We start from the raw sequence: 15,832 nt of genomic DNA, 5'->3' as shown, positions 1-15,832 counted from the left end.
CGGTTGTGCGTTGACGATGTCGATGGTCGGTACCGCAGGCCTCGCCGGGGACCCGCGAATGATAGCGGACTGCGCTTAACTTGGCCGATCCGTTCCGAATTGACGATCTTCGGACGTACATCAAAAAAGCCGGCGCCCTGGCCCTCCTCGTGGGGCTAATTTTCGCGATCGGCTATCTTCAATTTGGCGCAGTCCCCGTTAGCGGTCGTGATGTGACAGGAGAGGTCCTGCGCGTCGGAACGCGGCCGGCGGCAGGCAGCGCTGGCGGCACTTTGCCCATCCTTACAGTGCGCCTCCCAGACGATTCGATCCGTCAGGTGTTGGCGACGTGGGCCGATGTGAATGATTGCACACCGGGGCGTAAGGTCTTCTTGGTTCAAAGCAAAAGAACGGTGACGGTCGGAACGCCAGGTTGCTTCACCTCGTAATCAGTATCGTCAGCTGAGTCGGGCAAGACATTCGTGGCCGGCGGTATCGTTGCCGTGGAGTGAAGTAAGTTGTCGCCAGCCAAACCCCTTCCTATCTTCCCGCAATGCCTGACAGCCAGCTGACCACCGACGTTGTTCTCGGCGTTGCCATTCCATCGCGTAACGCTCGCGGGCGCTTCGCTCGCCTTGGCCCTACGCTTGACCAGATTCTTGCCAATCATGGCTATCCGCCGGTGCTTGAGCGGCTGCTTGCCGAAGCGCTGGTGCTGACCGCCTTGCTCGGCTCGATGCTCAAGGAGGCCGAGGGCCAGGTGACGCTGCAGGCGCAGACGCAGGGCGGGGTCATCGACCTGTTGGTGTGCGACTTCCTGGGCGGAAGCCTGCGCGGCTATGTTCGCCACGATCCCGAACGGCTGCTCGATCTCGGCCCCGCGCCCTCGCTCGAGGCGCTGTTCGGCAAGGGTTACCTGGCAATCACCTTCGACCATCCGGAGATGGACGAGCGCTATCAGGGGATCGTCCCGCTCGAAGGCGACAGCCTGGCGAAAGCGGCGGAGAGCTTTTTCGCCCAATCGGAGCAGATCCCAAGCATCGTGCGCCTCGCTGCCGAGAAGGGCGAGGGCGGGTGGAGCGCCGGGGGGATGCTCTTCCAGCACCTGCCGGAAGGGGAGGAAGGGCGCGAGCGGCTACACACGCGGCTCGATCACCCCGACTGGCCGCACGTCGCCATCCTCGCCGGGTCGGTGAAGGCGGAGGAACTGACCGATCCAGCGCTGCCGCTGGACGAGATCGCCTGGCGCCTGTTCAACGAGGAGGCGGAAGTGCGCACGTTCGAGCCGCTGCACCTCGCCAAGGGCTGCCGTTGCGACCCCGATTATGTGCGGTCGGTGATTGCCCGCTTTCCGGCGGCGGAGCGCGCCGACATGGTTGGCGACGACGGGATGATCCGGGTCGATTGCGCGTTCTGTTCGACGAGCTTCCCGATCGCGCTTGAGGACGTCGGCTAAGGCTGCACCCCGGGCCGGAACATGCTATGGGCGACTCGATGACGGGGCGGGTTCGATATGCCTTCCTGGGGGTGGCGCTGACGGCGGCCGCACCGGCGACGCTGCTTTCGCAAATCGCGCCTGGATTGTGGGAGTTCAGCGGTCCTCGCAATGCGCCGGTGCGCCGGGTTTGCCTGCGCGAGCCGGAGGTGCTTGCGCGGGTCGAGCACCAGCGCCGCAACTGCACCCAATCGATCGTCCGCAACGATTCCATTACGGCAATCGTGGACTACACCTGCCCCGGGGCAGGCTTCGGCAACAGCAAGATAACGATGCTTACGCCGCGCTCGATGCGGATCGAAACGCAGGGCATCTCCGGCGAGGCGCCTTTTGCCTATGTCGTGCAGGCCCGCCGCATCGGTCCGTGCCCGGCTCATTAAGCGGACGTTTAACCAATCGAGCTTATTGAGGTGCGGTGCCGGATGGCACGCTTTCCTCCCAAATCGGGCCCGGCCCGATTAACTGGGCCGCCCTTCGACCGATGGGCGGCCCTTTTTTCATCGCGCCAAGGCCCTTAGAGCGCCGCCCATGAACAGCGTTTCGCGACAAGCGGTGGTCCTGCTCTCCGGCGGGCTCGATTCGATGGTCTGCGCCGGCTTGGCGAGGGAGCAGGGGTTCGAAGTCCTCGCCTTGACCGTCGATTACGGCCAGCGCCACCGCCTTGAGTTGGAGGCCGCCGCCGCCATCGCTGCCAAGCTTGCCCAGCGCCACGTGGTCCTCAACCTCGACCTGACCCGTTTCGGCGGCTCGGCCCTGACCAGCGACACGCCGGTGCCCAAGACCGGCGTCGCGCCGGGCATTCCAGTGACCTACGTCCCGGCCCGCAACACCATCATGCTCAGCCTTGCGCTCGGCTGGGCGGAGGCTGCGGGCGCCCGCGACATGTTCATCGGCGTCAACGCGCTCGACTATTCAGGCTACCCCGATTGCCGGCCGGAGTTTGTCGCGGCCTTTCAAAACCTTGCCGACCTGGCGACCAAGGCCGGGGTGGAGGGGGAGGGCTTCACCGTCCATGCGCCGCTTCAGCATCTGACGAAGGCGCAGATTGCGGCCGAGGCGATTCGGCTTGGCCTGGACCCGGCCATGTCGCTGAGTTGCTACGACCCGGTCGATGGAATGCATTGCGGCCGCTGCGATGCCTGCCGGCTGCGGTCGAAAGGGTTTGCCGAGGCCGGGTTGGACGATCCGACGCGCTACGCGTCGCGGCCGACAGCCTAAACGGCGTTGGCCGGGGCTGGCTCGGCCGCGAGAGCCGGCTCGTTGCTGTCAGCCTGGGCGGGCCGTTTCGCGCTGCGCTCGGGCTGCGGCTTAGTCGCGGACTTGTCGCCCGATGCCGTTTTGGCGGGTGCGGCGTCGTTCGCAGCCTCGGTTTCTTCCGGCATGTAAGCCACATCGGCCGCCATGTTCGCCGCTTGCCCAGTGGCGGCGTCGATCGCGGTCACATCGTTAGTGGCGACCACCTGGGTTTCGACATTCTGCTCGATCGCCGCTTGCTGGTCGGCGTTTCCGCCCCTGTTGCAGGCGGTAAGGAGGAGTGCGGCGGCGCCGGCGATGATGAGTTCACGCATGAGCGGGCCTTCCTACGGATTGCAGCGCGATGTCAAAAAAAAGAGGCTGCCAGAGCAAGTCCGGCAGCCTCTTCGAAACACCCTCGGCCCCCGTTGCGGGGGGCCGGGCGCGATTACATCGCGTTGTTGGTGGTGTTCGCGGCGGCGTTGTCCGCAGCGTTGGTCGTCGTGTTCATGTCGTTCGACATCGTGTTGTCGGCCGTCATGGCATTGGCGTCCATCGTGTTGTCGACCGCCATCGTGTTGTCGATGACGAGGTTGTCGACGGTCAGGTTGTCGACAGCCATGTTGTTGTCGGCGGTGTTGTTGCTGCTGCAACCAGCAACCGCCAGGGCCGCACCGGCGACCAGGATAAGAGCACGCATTCAAAACTCCCTTGATAATGCGATCTGGGGCGGTGAACCCGCCTCGCAAATCGCCCTAAGCATAATCTGAACCGCATCCCCCCATCAAGTGACTTGATTGAGGTTCGACAAACTGTTGAGAAACCGAGGAAAACTGCTGTTCAGCGCGGCATCAACGCGCGACATCGGCATATCTTTCCCTAAAGCGGCCAGGCTGGTGACGCCGTATTCGCTGATCCCGCATGGGACGATCCCGCCAAAATGGGACAGGTCGGGGTCGACGTTGATCGACAAGCCGTGAAGCGTGACCCAGCGCTTCACCCGGATGCCAAGCGCCGCGATTTTCGCTTCGGACGGACCTTCGCCGACCCAGATGCCGATGCGGCCGGCCGCCCGGTGCGCGCTCACTCCAAGCTCGGCGAGCGTAACGATGATCCAGTCTTCGATGCTCGCGACCAGCCGGCGGACGTCGCGGCCGCGCTTGTCGAGGTCGAGCATCAGGTAGACCACCCGCTGGCCGGGCCCGTGATACGTGTAGCGGCCCCCGCGCCCGGCATCGAAGACCGGGAAGCCGCTGGGATTGAACAGCTCGGCGGGGTCGGCGCTGGTGCCGGCGGTGAACAGGGGCGGGTGCTCGACCAGCCAGACGAGCTCGCTTGCCGCTCCGGCCTGGATTGCCGCGACGCGCGCCTCCATCGTTGCCAGCGCTTCCTCATAAGGCACCGGCCCCGGGGCGATTCGCCATTCGATTTCGGGCTGGTCGTTCACGAGGCGTGAGATGCCCTCGCCGGTTCGAAGCTGCAACCGCCGGCGCCGATTGCGCGGGCCCACGAAGCCACGCATAAGTCGCATCAATCAGGGTCAGGGGAGCAAGATGCGGTCACTTTCGATTTCGGTTGCGTGGGACGAGAGCAAGGCGGTGTTGGCGCGCGATGGCCGGTTGCTGATCCCTGTGGCCCTGGCGATGGTGGCGCTTCCCTCGATCGTTTCGACGCTGATCGACCCTGGCAGCCCGACCTCGCGCGGCTCGGGAATCAGCCTGCTGGTGTTCCTCTTGTCGCTGATTGGCATGATTGGGCAGCTGGCCCTGATCCGGCTTGCAATCGGGCCGTCGCTTTCCGTCGGCGATGCGATCCTTCACGCCTTGCGGCGCGCCTTGCCCTTCATCGGCGCGATCATTCTCCTCGTCCTTATTCTCCTGATCGTGAGTCTTCCGATCATCATCCTGCTTTCCATCACGATTGCAGGAGCGAGCGCTGGGGATGCCGCGCTCGACCCGGCGCAGCTTGCCGCCTCGCCCCTGTTCTCGGTCTTTGTGCTGGTAATCTTCCTTGTCGGCATCGTGATCGGCGTGCGGATGATGATGATGTCGCCGGTGGCAAGCGCGGAAACGGCGGGACCTGTCGCCATCCTCAAGCGCAGTTGGGAACTCACCCGGGGCAAGTTCTGGAAGCTGTTCGCGTTTCTGCTGCTCTTCGTCGTCGCAATGGTGGCATTGATGCTGGCTGTGGGCGGCGTCGCGGGCCTCGGCGCACGCAGTCTTTTCGGAGAGATCGAGCCGTTCAGCGGCGGCGCGCTGTTCGTCGGAGTGATCTCCGGCGTTCTGTCGGCGCTGGTGACCACGGTGCTTTCGGTCATGCTTGCCCGGATCTACCTGCAGCTCGCCGGGCGCGGCGAGGCCGAGGTATCGGTCCCCAGCAGCGGCGACTAGGCCCAGCGGGCGAGCGGCGGCAGGCTCATCAGGATAGCGTCGATGTTGCCGCCGGTCTTCAGCCCGAACAATGTCCCGCGGTCGTAAAGCAGGTTGAACTCGACGTAGCGGCCGCGGAATTCCAGCAGCCGCTGCATGTCCGCAGCGGAAAATTCGGCGTTCATCCGCTTGCGGACGATCTTCGGGAAGATATCCAGGAACGCTTCCCCGACGTCCCGGGTGAAGGCCAGGTTGGCCTCGAACGTCGCGCCTTCACCGGGGGCGTTGCAGTCGAGATGGTCGTAGAAAATGCCGCCGACGCCGCGGGCGACGCCGCGATGGGGAAGCCAGAAATACTCTTCCGCCCATTTCGAGAACCTGGGGTAGAAGGTCGGGTCGTGCGCTGCGCAGGCGGCACGAAGCCGGGCATGGAACGCCTCGGTGTCCTCTCCATAAGGAATGGCCGGGTTGAGGTCGGCGCCGCCGCCGAACCAGCGCTTGGTCGTGCACAGGAAGCGGGTGTTCATGTGCACCGCCGGCGCGTGCGGGTTTGCCATGTGCGCGACTAGGCTGATTCCCGTGGCGAAGAATCGCGGGTCGTCGCCGGCGCCATGGATGCTGGCGGCAAACTCGGGCGAGAAGGCGCCGCCGACGGTCGACACGTTGACCCCGACCTTTTCGAACACCTTGCCGTTCATCTGTCCACGAACGCCGCCGCCACCGGGCTCGCCCGACGGATCGGTCCGGTCCCAGGGCGTGTAAGCGAACCCAGCGTCGCTGCCCGCCTCGCGTTCGATTGCTTCGAATTCGGCGCAAATCCGGTCGCGAAGCGATTCGAACCAGTCGCGCGCGGCTTGTTGTTGGTCATCGAGCGGTTGCATGGCCGCGCTCATCGCCGCTGGGCCGCCGGCAGGCAAGTTTCGGCCCGCTTTCTCGTCAAACCCGGTGGAAGGGCCGTTCCCGGATCGTCGAAACTCGTCTTGCGCACCAGGCGGCTACCGGTCTGGCGCGTATCGGCGGCACAGTAAAAGCCGACGTCGCGAAGCGAGACCCCCTCGGCGGGCATCGCCTTGCGGAACCAATTATAGTCCGCGCGAGCCATCCCAGTGCCCCGGCCGATGGGAACCGCCAGGCCGAACTCGTTCGCTTTCAGACGGCCCTGCCAGCCGACCCAGGCGAAAGTGGTGCCGCGTTCGAAGATGCCGGCGCGGCCCAAATCCTTTGCATTGGGCGTGACCAGCTCGAAATCCTTGGATTCGAACAAGGCGCCGTTGGTCTGGTCCATGCCGCGGTTCGGGATTTCAATCAGCGTAGCGCCGTTGGATCGCGCGGAGTCGATCGGGCGGAGCAGCAGGAAGGGTCCGGAATATTCGACGTTGCCGCGTGCGTTTACCGGCGCGAGCCTGATGTCCGTAACTTGCGCAGCTTCGGCGGAGTTCGGGTCGAGTTCATAGCGCACCGTCCCGCGCAGGATCTCGTAAGCACCGGCCGGACCCACGACTTTTCCATCCAACCATGGCTTGTGCTCGTCCAGCTGTACCGCGACGACCTTCGCAATCGCCGGTTTCGGATGGACCAGCGCAACCGCCGTCAACGCGCCAACCGCTGTCCAATTGACCATCTGAACATACCCCCGCAGTGCCTGGACAGTGAACATTGCGAAGGGAGCGAGCGCAAGCGGCTGTTTGGCGCTTGTCGCTCCCAAGTCGGGCCGCTATCAGGCCCGCCAATCGCTTCCGGCCCACGCCGGGGCGGCTTCGCACACGTGCCGTTCGGCACTTGAGCAACAAGCGTTAAAAGGGTGAGCATGGCCACGCTGGAACAGTCCGCTGAGGGTTCCGAAAACACAGTCGCAACCGGCGACGGCGTTCGCCGCAGGGACTTCCTGAACGTCGCTGCCGTCAGCTTTGCCGGAGTCGGTGCAGTCGCCGCAATCGCGCCGATGGTGGTTCAGTTCGGTCCGCCGGCCGACGTGCTGGCGCTGGCGACGGCGGAAGTCGACATTTCGAAGATCCTGCCCGGCCAGGCGATCAAGACGGTGTGGCGCAAGCAGCCGGTCTTCATCCGCAACCTGACCCCGGCCGAGATCGCGGCCGCCAACGCCGTTCCGGTCAGCGAGCTTCGCGACCCGGAATCGCTGGCGCAGCGGACCAAGCCGGGCAAGCAGAACTGGCTGATCACGCTGGGCGTTTGCACGCACCTCGGCTGCGTCCCGCTCGGCGTGGGCGAGGGTGAGAACAAAGGGCCGTTCGGCGGCTATTTCTGCCCGTGCCACGGGTCGGCTTACGATACGGCGGCGCGAATCCGTTCGGGGCCGGCGCCGAAGAACCTGATGGTGCCTGAATATAAGTTCGCGTCCGAAACTGTGGTCCAGATCGGGTAAGCGGGGAGCTAAGACGACGATGGCCTTCAAATGGGCACAGCAATACGAGCCTAAGCACCCATTCATGCGGTGGATGGATGAGCGCCTGCCGCTCCCCCGCCTCGTCTACGGTGCGATCGGCGGCGGCTATCCGGTGCCGCGCAACCTCAATTACATGTGGAACTTCGGCGTCCTCGCCGGCCTGTTCCTGACGATCCAGATCGTCACCGGCATTGTCCTTGCGATGTGGTATTTCGCGTCCGCCGACGGGGCGTTCAATTCGGTCGAGCACATCATGCGCGACGTCAATGCGGGCTGGCTCATCCGCTACGCGCACTCCAACGGCGCAAGCTTCTTCTTCATCGTCACCTACATCCATATCTTCCGCGGACTGTTCTACGGTTCGTACAAGGCGCCGCGCGAGCTTGTGTGGATGCTCGGCCTGGTCATTTACCTGCTGATGATGGCGACCGCCTTCATGGGTTACGTGCTCCCGTGGGGCCAGATGAGCTACTGGGGCGCGCAGGTCATCACCGGCTTCTTCTCGGCATTCCCGATCATCGGCGAGCCGCTGCGCGTGTTCCTGCTTGGCGGCTACGCGCCGGACCAGGCGTCGCTGACCCGCTTCTTCTCACTCCACTATTTGCTGCCGTTCGTGATTGCCGCGGTGACGGTGCTGCACATCTGGGCGCTGCACATCCCGGGATCGAGCAACCCGACCGGGGTCGATGTTAAGGATGAGAAGGACACCCTTCCCTTCCACCCGTTCTACACGGCCAAGGACGGCTGGTTCGCCGGCGCGGTGCTGCTGGTCTATGCCCTGTTCGTCTACTTCATGCCGAACGCGCTTGGGCACCCGGACAATTACATTCCCGCTAACCCGCTGGCGACGCCCGCGCACATCGTACCGGAATGGTATTTCTGGCCGTTCTACGCGATCCTTCGCGCCTTCACGGTCGATTTCATCCTGCCGGCGAAGCTGTGGGGTGTGCTCGCGATGTTCGCGTCGATCCTGCTGCTGTTCTTCCTGCCCTGGCTGGACAAGTCGCCGGTTCGGTCCGGTCATTACCGCCCGCTGTTCAAGATCTTCTTCGGGATCCTGATCGTCGACGTCCTGTTCCTCGGCTGGGCCGGCGGTTCGGCGGCGACCCCGGGCAAGATCGCGGTCAGCCAGATCGCTGCAGCTTATTATTTCGCGCACTTCCTGATCATCCTGCCCTTCATCTCCAAGATCGAACGGCCGCTTCGCTTGCCCAACTCCATCAGCGGGTCGGTGCTTCACGGCGAGGCGCAGGAAAGCGCACCCGCGGGCGTCAAGCCGCGCAAGACAACGACTGCCGGCTAAGGGGCGGGAAGCAAGATGGTCCGAATTCTCGGTTTTCTGGTCGGCCTCGCGTTCGCGGGCGTATTGCTGATTTCGCTCGGCAACACGGCGTCGACCTATTTCGCCAGCCCTCCGGAGCCGACGGCCGAGGAAGAGTTTCACGAGCATCCGCGCCCGCTTCACCTAGCGAGCGATGGCCCACTCGGGAAGTTCGACAAGCAGCAGCTGCAGCGTGGCTTCCAGGTCTACAAGGAAGTTTGCGCCGCCTGTCACGGCATGAGCCTGGTGGCGTTCCGCGACCTCGAAAAGCTCGGCTATTCCGAGGCTGAGGTGAAGGCGATCGCCAACCAGTGGCAGACGGAAGTACCCAGCCTCAATCCGGAAACGGGCGAACCCGCGACCCGCAAGGCGATCGCTTCCGACCGCTTCCCGTCGCCTTATCCGAACGAGCTGGCGGCCCGTGCAGCGAACAACAACGCCTTGCCGCCGGACCTTTCGCTGATCGCCAAGTCGCGTGAAGGCGGCGCCGCCTACATTCATTCGCTCCTGACCGGCTATTCGAATCAGCCGGCCGAGCTGCTGAAGAAGTTCCCGGCCGCCAAGACGCCGGCGAACCTCCACTACAATCGCTACTTCCCGAACCTTAACCTCGCGATGCCGCCGCCGCTCTCAAGCGAAGGGCAGGTGGTCTATGCGGACGGCACCAAGTCGACGGTCGACCAGATGGCGACAGACGTTTCGGCCTTCCTGGTCTGGGCAGCCGAACCGAACCTCGAGCGGCGCCATGCCGCTGGCCTCGCGGTGGTCCTGTTCCTGCTGATCGGGACGATCCTGGGCTATCTCGCCTACCGCAACATTTGGGCGGAAGCGAAGCGCAAGGTCCGCGTTACCGGTGCTCTCGAACCGGAGAACCAGGCCAAGTCGCGCTCCTCGAAGCGCAAGGCGGGCATCGCCGGCTAACAGCAAGCGGCGGGCGTTCGCGCTCGCCGCGTCGTTGTCTCTCGTTCATTGAACCGGGATTATACGCGGTTCCATCCCCGGCTGTGTCTTCGCGGGAAGGAGCCTCTCCATGCGTACTAAACTTGCAATTTTGGCGGTCGGCGCAAGCCTCTCGCTCGGTGGTTGCGCCTATGGCGGCCTGTCGGTCGGCAGCGGCTACGGCTATAACGGCTACGGCTATGACGATTACGGCTACGGCGGCGGTTACGGCTCGCCGTGGGAAAACGGCTACGATCCGTACCGCTACGGCGGCTATGGCTACAACCGCTACGGCTATTCGCCCTACGGTTGGTACGGCAACTATTACTACCCCGGCACCGGCTATTACGTTTACGACCGGTATCGCCAGCGTCGCCAGATGACCGCGGCCGAGCGCGAGTTCTGGAGGCAGCGGCTTAGTCAGTGGCTTGCGCGCAACCGCAACGGATCGACGAATCAGCCGGTCGTGGCGCCCGCGCAGGAAAATTGGAGCGGTTTCGACCGTCCCCAGACGCGCAGTGGGACGACAACCCGCCGCGTGGTGACGCCAGGCGCTTCGCCGGAGCGCCGGACGGAAGTCGTCCAGCAACGCCGCGAAGAGCTTCGGCGCCAGATCGAAGAGCGCCGCGAGCGCGTTTCCGATCGCCGCACCGATGCCACGCAGCGCCGCGAAGAAGTTCGCCAACGCGTCCAGCGGAAGCTGGAAGACCGGCGCCAGCCGCCGACCGAGTAGGCGCGCTTCGAACGCATCCTGGGCCCGCGGCAGCTTCGGCTGTCGCGGGCTTTTTCTTGCCCAGCGCCGCCGGCCCGTGCGTCGCGCTCCATGCCGACCGAATTTACTTGCCGTGCCCCGATTTACGTGCAGCTTCGCACACCGATCAACAGGGGGAGGTGGCGATGCGTCGCTCGCATTTGTTTTTGCTGTCCGGCGCCGCACTGGTGCTTGGAACCGGCGCGCACGCGCAATCGGCGGATAGCGCCAGGATCATCGACGAAGGCATGAACCGCAGCCAGGTGATGCTCACTGCATCGCAGCTGATGGACGGGATCGGGTCGCGCCTGACCAATTCGCGCAATCTCGATCGCGCCGAGGAATGGGCGCTTGCGAAGTTGCGTTCCTACGGCCTGGCGAACGTCCGTCGCGAACCGTTCGAATTCGGCCGCGGGTGGAACATGACATCCAGCAAGGCGCGGATGGTCGAGCCGCGCGTGATTGAGATGACGGCGATCCCCGTTGCCTGGACCCCGGGAACGGCCGGCACCTTGCGCGCGCCGATCGTCGTCGCGCCGATTTCGAAGGTCGAGCATCTGGCGGCGTGGCGCGGCAAGCTGTCGGGCAAGATCGTCCTTCTCACCATGCCGGGGGTCAGCGACGAGCCCAAGGAAGCCGCGTTCAAGCGGCTCAGCGACAAGGATATTGGGGACGAAGACAACTATAATCTTCCAACCTACGACCCAGAGACGCTCGATCGGCGGCTCAAGCGGTTCCAGTTCGCCAAGCAGGTGGACGCTTTCCTGAAGGCCGAAGGCGCGCTCGCCTGGGTCCGCAAAAGCTATCGCGACGGCAAGCTGCTGCACGGCGAAGGCTATTCCTACCTCCCGAACCATTCCCCCGCCTTGCCCGGCTTCGAGCTTGCTGCGGAGGATTATCGGCGCTTGGCGCGACTGGCGAAGACCGGTCCGGCACCCGTCATCGAGCTGATGAGCGACGCCCAGTTCGACGATAGCGACCATCTGGCGAACAACATCATCGCCGAAATTCCGGGCACCGATCCGCGCGCGGGCTATGTAATGGCCGGCGCGCATTTCGACAGCTGGATCGCCGGCGACGGTGCCGCGGACAACGGCGCCGGAAGCGCGGTCGTGATCGAAGCCGCGCGAATTTTAAGAACCCTTGGTGTGCGGCCCAAGCGGACCATCCGGTTCGCCTTGTGGGAAGGCGAAGAGCAGGGGCTTTTGGGGAGCCGCGCCTACATCGAGCAACATCTGGTCAATCGCGCGACCCCGCCCGGGATGGACGGGATCACAGCTTACTTCAGCTGGCTCAACCGTTTCCCGCTGTCGAAGAAGCCCGGTTACGACCAGCTCAAGGCCTATTTCAACATGGACAATGGCTCGGGCAAGTTCCGCGGCATCTATGCGGAAGGCAATGCCGCCGCAGTGCCGCTGTTGAGCGAATGGATGGCGCCCTTCAACTCGCTCGGCGCGCAAGCGGTGGTTGCGGGCAAGACTGGGGGAACGGATCACGTCTTCATGCAGGCCGTCGGGCTCCAGGGGTATCAGTTCATCCAGGATCCGCTCGACTACGAAAGCAGGGTCCACCACTCGAGCATCGACACGCTCGATCACTTGCGGGCCGACGACATGCGGCAGGCCGCGGTGGTAATGGCCGGCATGCTGCTCGCGGCGGCCAATAGCGACCGGGAAATCCCGCGGCCGCCGTTGCCGACCCAGCCGTTGCCGACCGATCCGTTCGCCTACGTCGACCCGGACGAATAAGGCTCAGGCAGGGCGGCGGCGCATCAGCACGATCGACGTGTAGGTCATCACCTGGACACCGTCCTGGTTGGTGACCGTCGTGCGCGTCCTGAAGGAGCCCATGTCGGGGCGGCTTCGCGACGGCGTGGTCTCGGTAATGGTCCCGGTGACGTGGAGCGTGTCGCCGGGGTAAACGGGCTTTAGCCAACGCAGCTCGTCGATTCCTGGGGAGCCGAGGCTCGCCTGGTCGTTGCCGACCACATGGCGGGCGATGACCGCCATCGTCATTGCGCAAGTGTGCCAGCCGCTTGCGGCAAGCCGGCCGAAGTGGGTCTTGGCGGCTTCCTCGTCGGAAAGGTGGAACGGCTGCGGATCGTACTTGCGCGCGAAGTCGATCACTTCCTCGCGAGTGACTTCGTAGGAACCGAAATCGGTCTCCGTCCCGACTTCGATATCTTCGAGATAGATCATGGCTGCTCCTTGGGCCGCGCCTAGCAGCACGGCGGCGGATTGCCAGCGTCGGCAAGGCGCGTGGTGCGATTTCACGTCTCAGGGGTTGATGGACGATGCACCCTGATCTTCCCGAACGATCGCGTCCCCGCCGGGTGGCGATCCCCGCCGCAGCCCTTGCCGTTCTGTGGCTGGCGATGCTGATGCTCGGGGCCGGGGTTATCGATGAGGCCGTCCTTCGAACGCTGTATGCCGGCGACCGGCCTTCGATCGCTGCCGTCGCGCGCTTCCTGACGTTTTTCGGCGAAGGTGTGGTTGTCGTGCTGCTCAGCGTCGCGGCCGCACTATTCCTGTTGGTTCGCAAACATCCCCGGCTCGGCCTGGCGCTAATCGGCGTGACCGTTTTCGGCCGGCTGTTGGTGTGGGCTCAGAAATATTCGATCGTCCGGATGCGGCCGGAAATCGAAGCGCACCTCGTGCCGGTTTACAGTCCGTCTTTCCCGTCCGCGCACTCCGCCAATTCGATGATCGCTTATTTGACCATCGCAGTGGTGCTGACGGCCGGGACGCGCTGGCTAAGGCCGGCCGTCGCCGTCGCTTTCGTGTTCGCTATCTGCATCGGACTCAGCCGGGTCATCCTCGGCGTGCACTGGCCAAGCGATGTGGTCGGCGGTTGGTCGTTCGGCCTGCTCTGGGTGCTGCTGGCGCTGCCGCTGGCGGAACGCGTCGCGGCGCGCCAGCCTAGACGTTGAAGCGGAACAGCAGGATGTCGCCATCCTGCACGACATATTCCTTGCCCTCGGCCCGCATCTTGCCCGCATCCTTCGCGCCGGCTTCCCCGCCGCACGCGACGAAGTCGTCGAAGGCGATGGTTTCGGCGCGGATGAAGCCGCGCTCGAAATCGGTGTGGATCGCGCCGGCGGCTTCGGGCCCCTTGGCGCCGCGGCGCACCGTCCAGGCGCGCGCTTCCTTCGGCCCCGCGGTGAAGAAAGTGATCAGGCCAAGCAGTTCGTAGCCGGCGCGAATGACTCGGCTAAGGCCGGTTTCCTCAAGGCCGAGGTCGGCAAGAAAGGCCTCACGCTCTTCGCTTGGAAGGGTGACGATTTCGGCCTCGATTGCCGCCGAAACCACCACGGCTTTCGCATTTTCGGCCGCCGCCTTTTCGAACACGCGTGCGGACAGGGCGTTGCCTTCGGCCGCGTCGCCTTCGTCGACATTGCAAACGTAAAGCACCGGCTTGGCCGTCAGCAGCTGCGCCCGCTTCAGCGCCTTTTCCTCTTCGGCGTCCTTGGGTTGGGTCAGGCGCGCCGGCTTTGAAGCGCGCAGCAACTCCAGCGCTTGGCCGAGCACGGACGCTTCGATCTTCGCTTCCTTGTCGCCCTGCTGGGCCTTCTTGGCGAGATTCGGCACGCGCCGCTCGAGGCTGTCGAGGTCGGCGAGCATCAGCTCGGTCTCAACCGTCTCCGCGTCGGCGATGGGATCGACGCGGCCTTCGACGTGGGTGACGTCGCCGCCTTCGAAGCAGCGCAGCACGTGGACGATGGCGTCGACTTCGCGGATGTTGGCAAGGAATTGGTTGCCCAGGCCTTCGCCCTTGCTGGCGCCGCGGACCAGGCCGGCAATGTCGACGAACTCGATCTGCGTTTCGATTTCCTGCGCCGACTTGGCGATCTCGCGGATCTTGTCGAGGCGGGGGTCGGGCACGGCGACGCGGCCCACGTTTGGTTCGATCGTGCAGAACGGATAGTTGGCCGCCTGTGCCGCAGCCGTCTCGGTCAGCGCGTTGAAAAGGGTGGATTTGCCGACGTTCGGCAGGCCGACGATGCCGCAGCGGAAGCCCATGCTTGTTCCTCGATCAGGTCGTCATTGCGAGCGAAGCGAAGCAATCCAACACTGGATCGCCACGTCGCTGCGCTCCTCGCGATGACGGGATTGGCGCCCCTTACGCGAAATTGAAGCTGATGCTCAACCGCTCGCCTTTGCCCGGGCCCGGGCGCACCTCGTGGCGAAGCCAGCTTTCCCAAAGCAGCAGCAGGCCCGGGTGCGGTTCGACGGAAACGAAGCTGTCGGGGCGCTGCGGCGCGGCCATCATCAGCGGCAGGCGCGGATCTTCGAAGCGGATCGCACCGGAGCCTTGCGGCACTTCGACATAGAATGTGCCGGACAGGATGCTTTGCGGATGGATGTGTCCACTATGTTGCCCACCGCTTTTCAACAAATTGACCCACAGGCTGTCGAGCCTTGGCCGGACTTCCCAGCCCAGGTCGATGGCGAAGCTTCGCGCGTGACGGGTGAGCGCCTTTGCAAGGTCGGCAAAGGCGGGGTCGCGGCGCGGGAGATCGTTCAGCGAGGCGTAGCTGGTGTAGCCGGCGTAGCGATGGTCGCGGCTCCATTGCCGCCCCGCGCCGTCGTCCTGGGCGAGCGAGCGGATCGAATGCGCCAGCTCGTCGAGGTCGGTTTCCAGCTGCGCTTCATACAGCCGCGTCGGGAACAGGTCCCGGACGCTCATTCGTCGTGCATCCGGCGCGCGACTTCGCTCATGAAGCGAACGTCGTCGCCGTCGGCCAGCCATTGCGCTTCGTCGGCGACGGCGGCGAGGAGGTCGGACAGCGGCTCGATCTCCGACTTCGCATAATTGCCGAGCACGTGGGGCGTGACGAGGTGCTTCAGGCCCGGTCCGGGGTGGCCGATGCCAATCCGCACCCGGCGAAAATCCGGCCCGAGCGCCTTGTCGATCGACCGCAGGCCATTGTGGCCCGCGGTGCCGCCGCCCTGCTTCACCTTGACCTTCATCGCGCCGAGGTCGAGCTCGTCGTGAAAGACGGTCAGCGCATCCAGGTCGAGCTTGTAGAAATTCAGCGCCTGCTGAACCGCATCGCCGCTGTCGTTCATGAAGGTCTGCGGCCGCACCAGCAGCACGCGATGCCTGCCCACGCGGCCTTCGGAAATCAGGCTTCGGAATTTCTTCGACCACGGGCCGAACCCGTGCACTTCACCGATCGCGTCGACCGCCATGAAGCCGACATTGTGCCGGTGCATGGCGTACTTCGCGCCGGGATTTCCAAGGCCGACCCAGATTTGCATCGGCGCCTCCTAGCGTTTGCGGTGCACAAAAAGAAACCGCCCGCCGGTCGCCCGGCAGGCGGTCTCCTGAAATGCGGGTC

Annotated in this window: 20 protein-coding genes; 11 read left to right on the top strand and 9 right to left on the bottom strand. The window is 64.6% G+C overall.

The window, feature by feature from the left end; all coding sequences use genetic code 11:
- Positions 1–80 precede the first annotated feature (80 nt).
- The 4 genes from G7078_RS08515 to queC all read left to right on the top strand — a co-directional run bounded on the left by G7078_RS08515 (position 81) and on the right by queC (position 2,692).
- A complete protein-coding gene (locus tag G7078_RS08515) occupies positions 81–428 on the top strand; it encodes a hypothetical protein (protein WP_166095036.1) in 348 nt (115 codons plus the stop codon).
- A gap of 104 nt (positions 429–532) precedes the next feature.
- A complete protein-coding gene (hslO, locus tag G7078_RS08510) occupies positions 533–1,435 on the top strand; it encodes an Hsp33 family molecular chaperone HslO (protein WP_166095034.1) in 903 nt (300 codons plus the stop codon).
- A gap of 38 nt (positions 1,436–1,473) precedes the next feature.
- Complete coding sequence (locus G7078_RS08505) at positions 1,474–1,854, top strand: DUF3617 domain-containing protein (protein ID WP_166095033.1); 381 nt, start codon at positions 1,474–1,476, stop codon at positions 1,852–1,854.
- Between the two features lie 148 nt (positions 1,855–2,002).
- Positions 2,003–2,692: a 7-cyano-7-deazaguanine synthase QueC gene (gene queC / locus G7078_RS08500; RefSeq protein ID WP_166095031.1), complete on the top strand. Its 690-nt coding sequence runs from the start codon at positions 2,003–2,005 to the stop codon at positions 2,690–2,692.
- On the opposite strand, the gene G7078_RS08495 is transcribed toward queC, so the two are convergent.
- The 3 genes from G7078_RS08495 to lipB all read right to left on the bottom strand — a co-directional run bounded on the left by G7078_RS08495 (position 2,689) and on the right by lipB (position 4,190).
- Positions 2,689–3,042 (bottom strand): hypothetical protein, encoded by a 354-nt coding sequence (locus tag G7078_RS08495; protein WP_166095029.1) that lies wholly within the window; start codon positions 3,040–3,042, stop codon positions 2,689–2,691. The two genes, queC and G7078_RS08495, sit on opposite strands and share 4 nt — an antisense overlap.
- Positions 3,043–3,155: 113 nt before the next feature.
- Entirely contained in the window at positions 3,156–3,407 is a 252-nt protein-coding gene (locus G7078_RS08490; RefSeq protein WP_166095027.1) for a hypothetical protein, read from the bottom strand.
- 84 nt (positions 3,408–3,491) lie between these two features.
- The gene (lipB, locus tag G7078_RS08485; protein ID WP_246166326.1) at positions 3,492–4,190 is read right to left on the bottom strand and encodes a lipoyl(octanoyl) transferase LipB; all 699 of its coding nucleotides are present in this window, start codon (positions 4,188–4,190) and stop codon (positions 3,492–3,494) included.
- 70 nt (positions 4,191–4,260) lie between these two features.
- On the opposite strand from lipB, the gene G7078_RS08480 reads away from it, so the two are divergent.
- Complete coding sequence (locus tag G7078_RS08480) at positions 4,261–5,097, top strand: glycerophosphoryl diester phosphodiesterase membrane domain-containing protein (RefSeq protein WP_166095022.1); 837 nt, start codon at positions 4,261–4,263, stop codon at positions 5,095–5,097.
- Here G7078_RS08480 and hemF read toward each other — a convergent pair.
- Together hemF and G7078_RS08470 are read right to left on the bottom strand one after the other, a co-directional pair.
- Positions 5,094–5,957, bottom strand: a complete 864-nt coding sequence (gene hemF / locus G7078_RS08475) for an oxygen-dependent coproporphyrinogen oxidase (RefSeq protein ID WP_166095020.1) — start codon at positions 5,955–5,957, stop codon at positions 5,094–5,096. The two genes, G7078_RS08480 and hemF, sit on opposite strands and share 4 nt — an antisense overlap.
- Positions 5,958–5,965: 8 nt before the next feature.
- The gene (locus tag G7078_RS08470) at positions 5,966–6,697 is read right to left on the bottom strand and encodes a hypothetical protein (RefSeq protein ID WP_166095018.1); all 732 of its coding nucleotides are present in this window, start codon (positions 6,695–6,697) and stop codon (positions 5,966–5,968) included.
- A 186-nt stretch (positions 6,698–6,883) separates the two neighbouring features.
- Between G7078_RS08470 and petA the strand changes: the two genes are divergently transcribed.
- From petA to G7078_RS08445, 5 genes are all read left to right on the top strand, one after another.
- Positions 6,884–7,459 carry a ubiquinol-cytochrome c reductase iron-sulfur subunit gene (gene petA, locus G7078_RS08465; RefSeq protein WP_166095015.1) on the top strand — a complete coding sequence of 192 codons (576 nt, stop codon included), beginning with the start codon at positions 6,884–6,886 and terminating at the stop codon, positions 7,457–7,459.
- A gap of 19 nt (positions 7,460–7,478) precedes the next feature.
- Positions 7,479–8,783: a cytochrome b gene (locus G7078_RS08460; RefSeq protein ID WP_166095013.1), complete on the top strand. Its 1,305-nt coding sequence runs from the start codon at positions 7,479–7,481 to the stop codon at positions 8,781–8,783.
- Between the two features lie 15 nt (positions 8,784–8,798).
- A complete protein-coding gene (locus G7078_RS08455; RefSeq protein WP_166095011.1) occupies positions 8,799–9,722 on the top strand; it encodes a cytochrome c1 in 924 nt (307 codons plus the stop codon).
- 109 nt (positions 9,723–9,831) lie between these two features.
- Positions 9,832–10,473, top strand: a complete 642-nt coding sequence (locus G7078_RS10815; protein WP_206367442.1) for a hypothetical protein — start codon at positions 9,832–9,834, stop codon at positions 10,471–10,473.
- 164 nt (positions 10,474–10,637) lie between these two features.
- Positions 10,638–12,239, top strand: coding sequence for a M20/M25/M40 family metallo-hydrolase (locus G7078_RS08445; RefSeq protein ID WP_166095009.1), 1,602 nt, complete (start codon positions 10,638–10,640; stop codon positions 12,237–12,239).
- Positions 12,240–12,242: 3 nt separating this feature from the next.
- On the opposite strand, the gene G7078_RS08440 is transcribed toward G7078_RS08445, so the two are convergent.
- The gene (locus tag G7078_RS08440) at positions 12,243–12,689 is read right to left on the bottom strand and encodes a MaoC family dehydratase (RefSeq protein WP_166095007.1); all 447 of its coding nucleotides are present in this window, start codon (positions 12,687–12,689) and stop codon (positions 12,243–12,245) included.
- A 95-nt stretch (positions 12,690–12,784) separates the two neighbouring features.
- On the opposite strand from G7078_RS08440, the gene G7078_RS08435 reads away from it, so the two are divergent.
- On the top strand, positions 12,785–13,420 hold the full coding sequence (locus G7078_RS08435) for a phosphatase PAP2 family protein (protein WP_166095005.1): 636 nt from the start codon (positions 12,785–12,787) through the stop codon (positions 13,418–13,420).
- Here G7078_RS08435 and ychF read toward each other — a convergent pair.
- The 3 genes from ychF to pth all read right to left on the bottom strand — a co-directional run bounded on the left by ychF (position 13,410) and on the right by pth (position 15,752).
- A complete protein-coding gene (gene ychF, locus G7078_RS08430; protein WP_166095002.1) occupies positions 13,410–14,510 on the bottom strand; it encodes a redox-regulated ATPase YchF in 1,101 nt (366 codons plus the stop codon). The two genes, G7078_RS08435 and ychF, sit on opposite strands and share 11 nt — an antisense overlap.
- A 100-nt stretch (positions 14,511–14,610) precedes the next feature.
- Positions 14,611–15,177, bottom strand: coding sequence for a TIGR02466 family protein (locus tag G7078_RS08425; RefSeq protein ID WP_166095000.1), 567 nt, complete (start codon positions 15,175–15,177; stop codon positions 14,611–14,613).
- Positions 15,174–15,752, bottom strand: coding sequence for an aminoacyl-tRNA hydrolase (gene pth, locus G7078_RS08420; RefSeq protein WP_166094998.1), 579 nt, complete (start codon positions 15,750–15,752; stop codon positions 15,174–15,176). Before pth ends, G7078_RS08425 begins: the two co-directional genes overlap by 4 nt.
- Positions 15,753–15,832 lie beyond the last annotated feature (80 nt).

This window comes from Sphingomonas sinipercae (assembly GCF_011302055.1).
Taxonomy (GTDB): domain Bacteria; phylum Pseudomonadota; class Alphaproteobacteria; order Sphingomonadales; family Sphingomonadaceae; genus Sphingomicrobium; species Sphingomicrobium sinipercae.
This window is presented reverse-complemented; position numbering and strand designations above follow the sequence as displayed.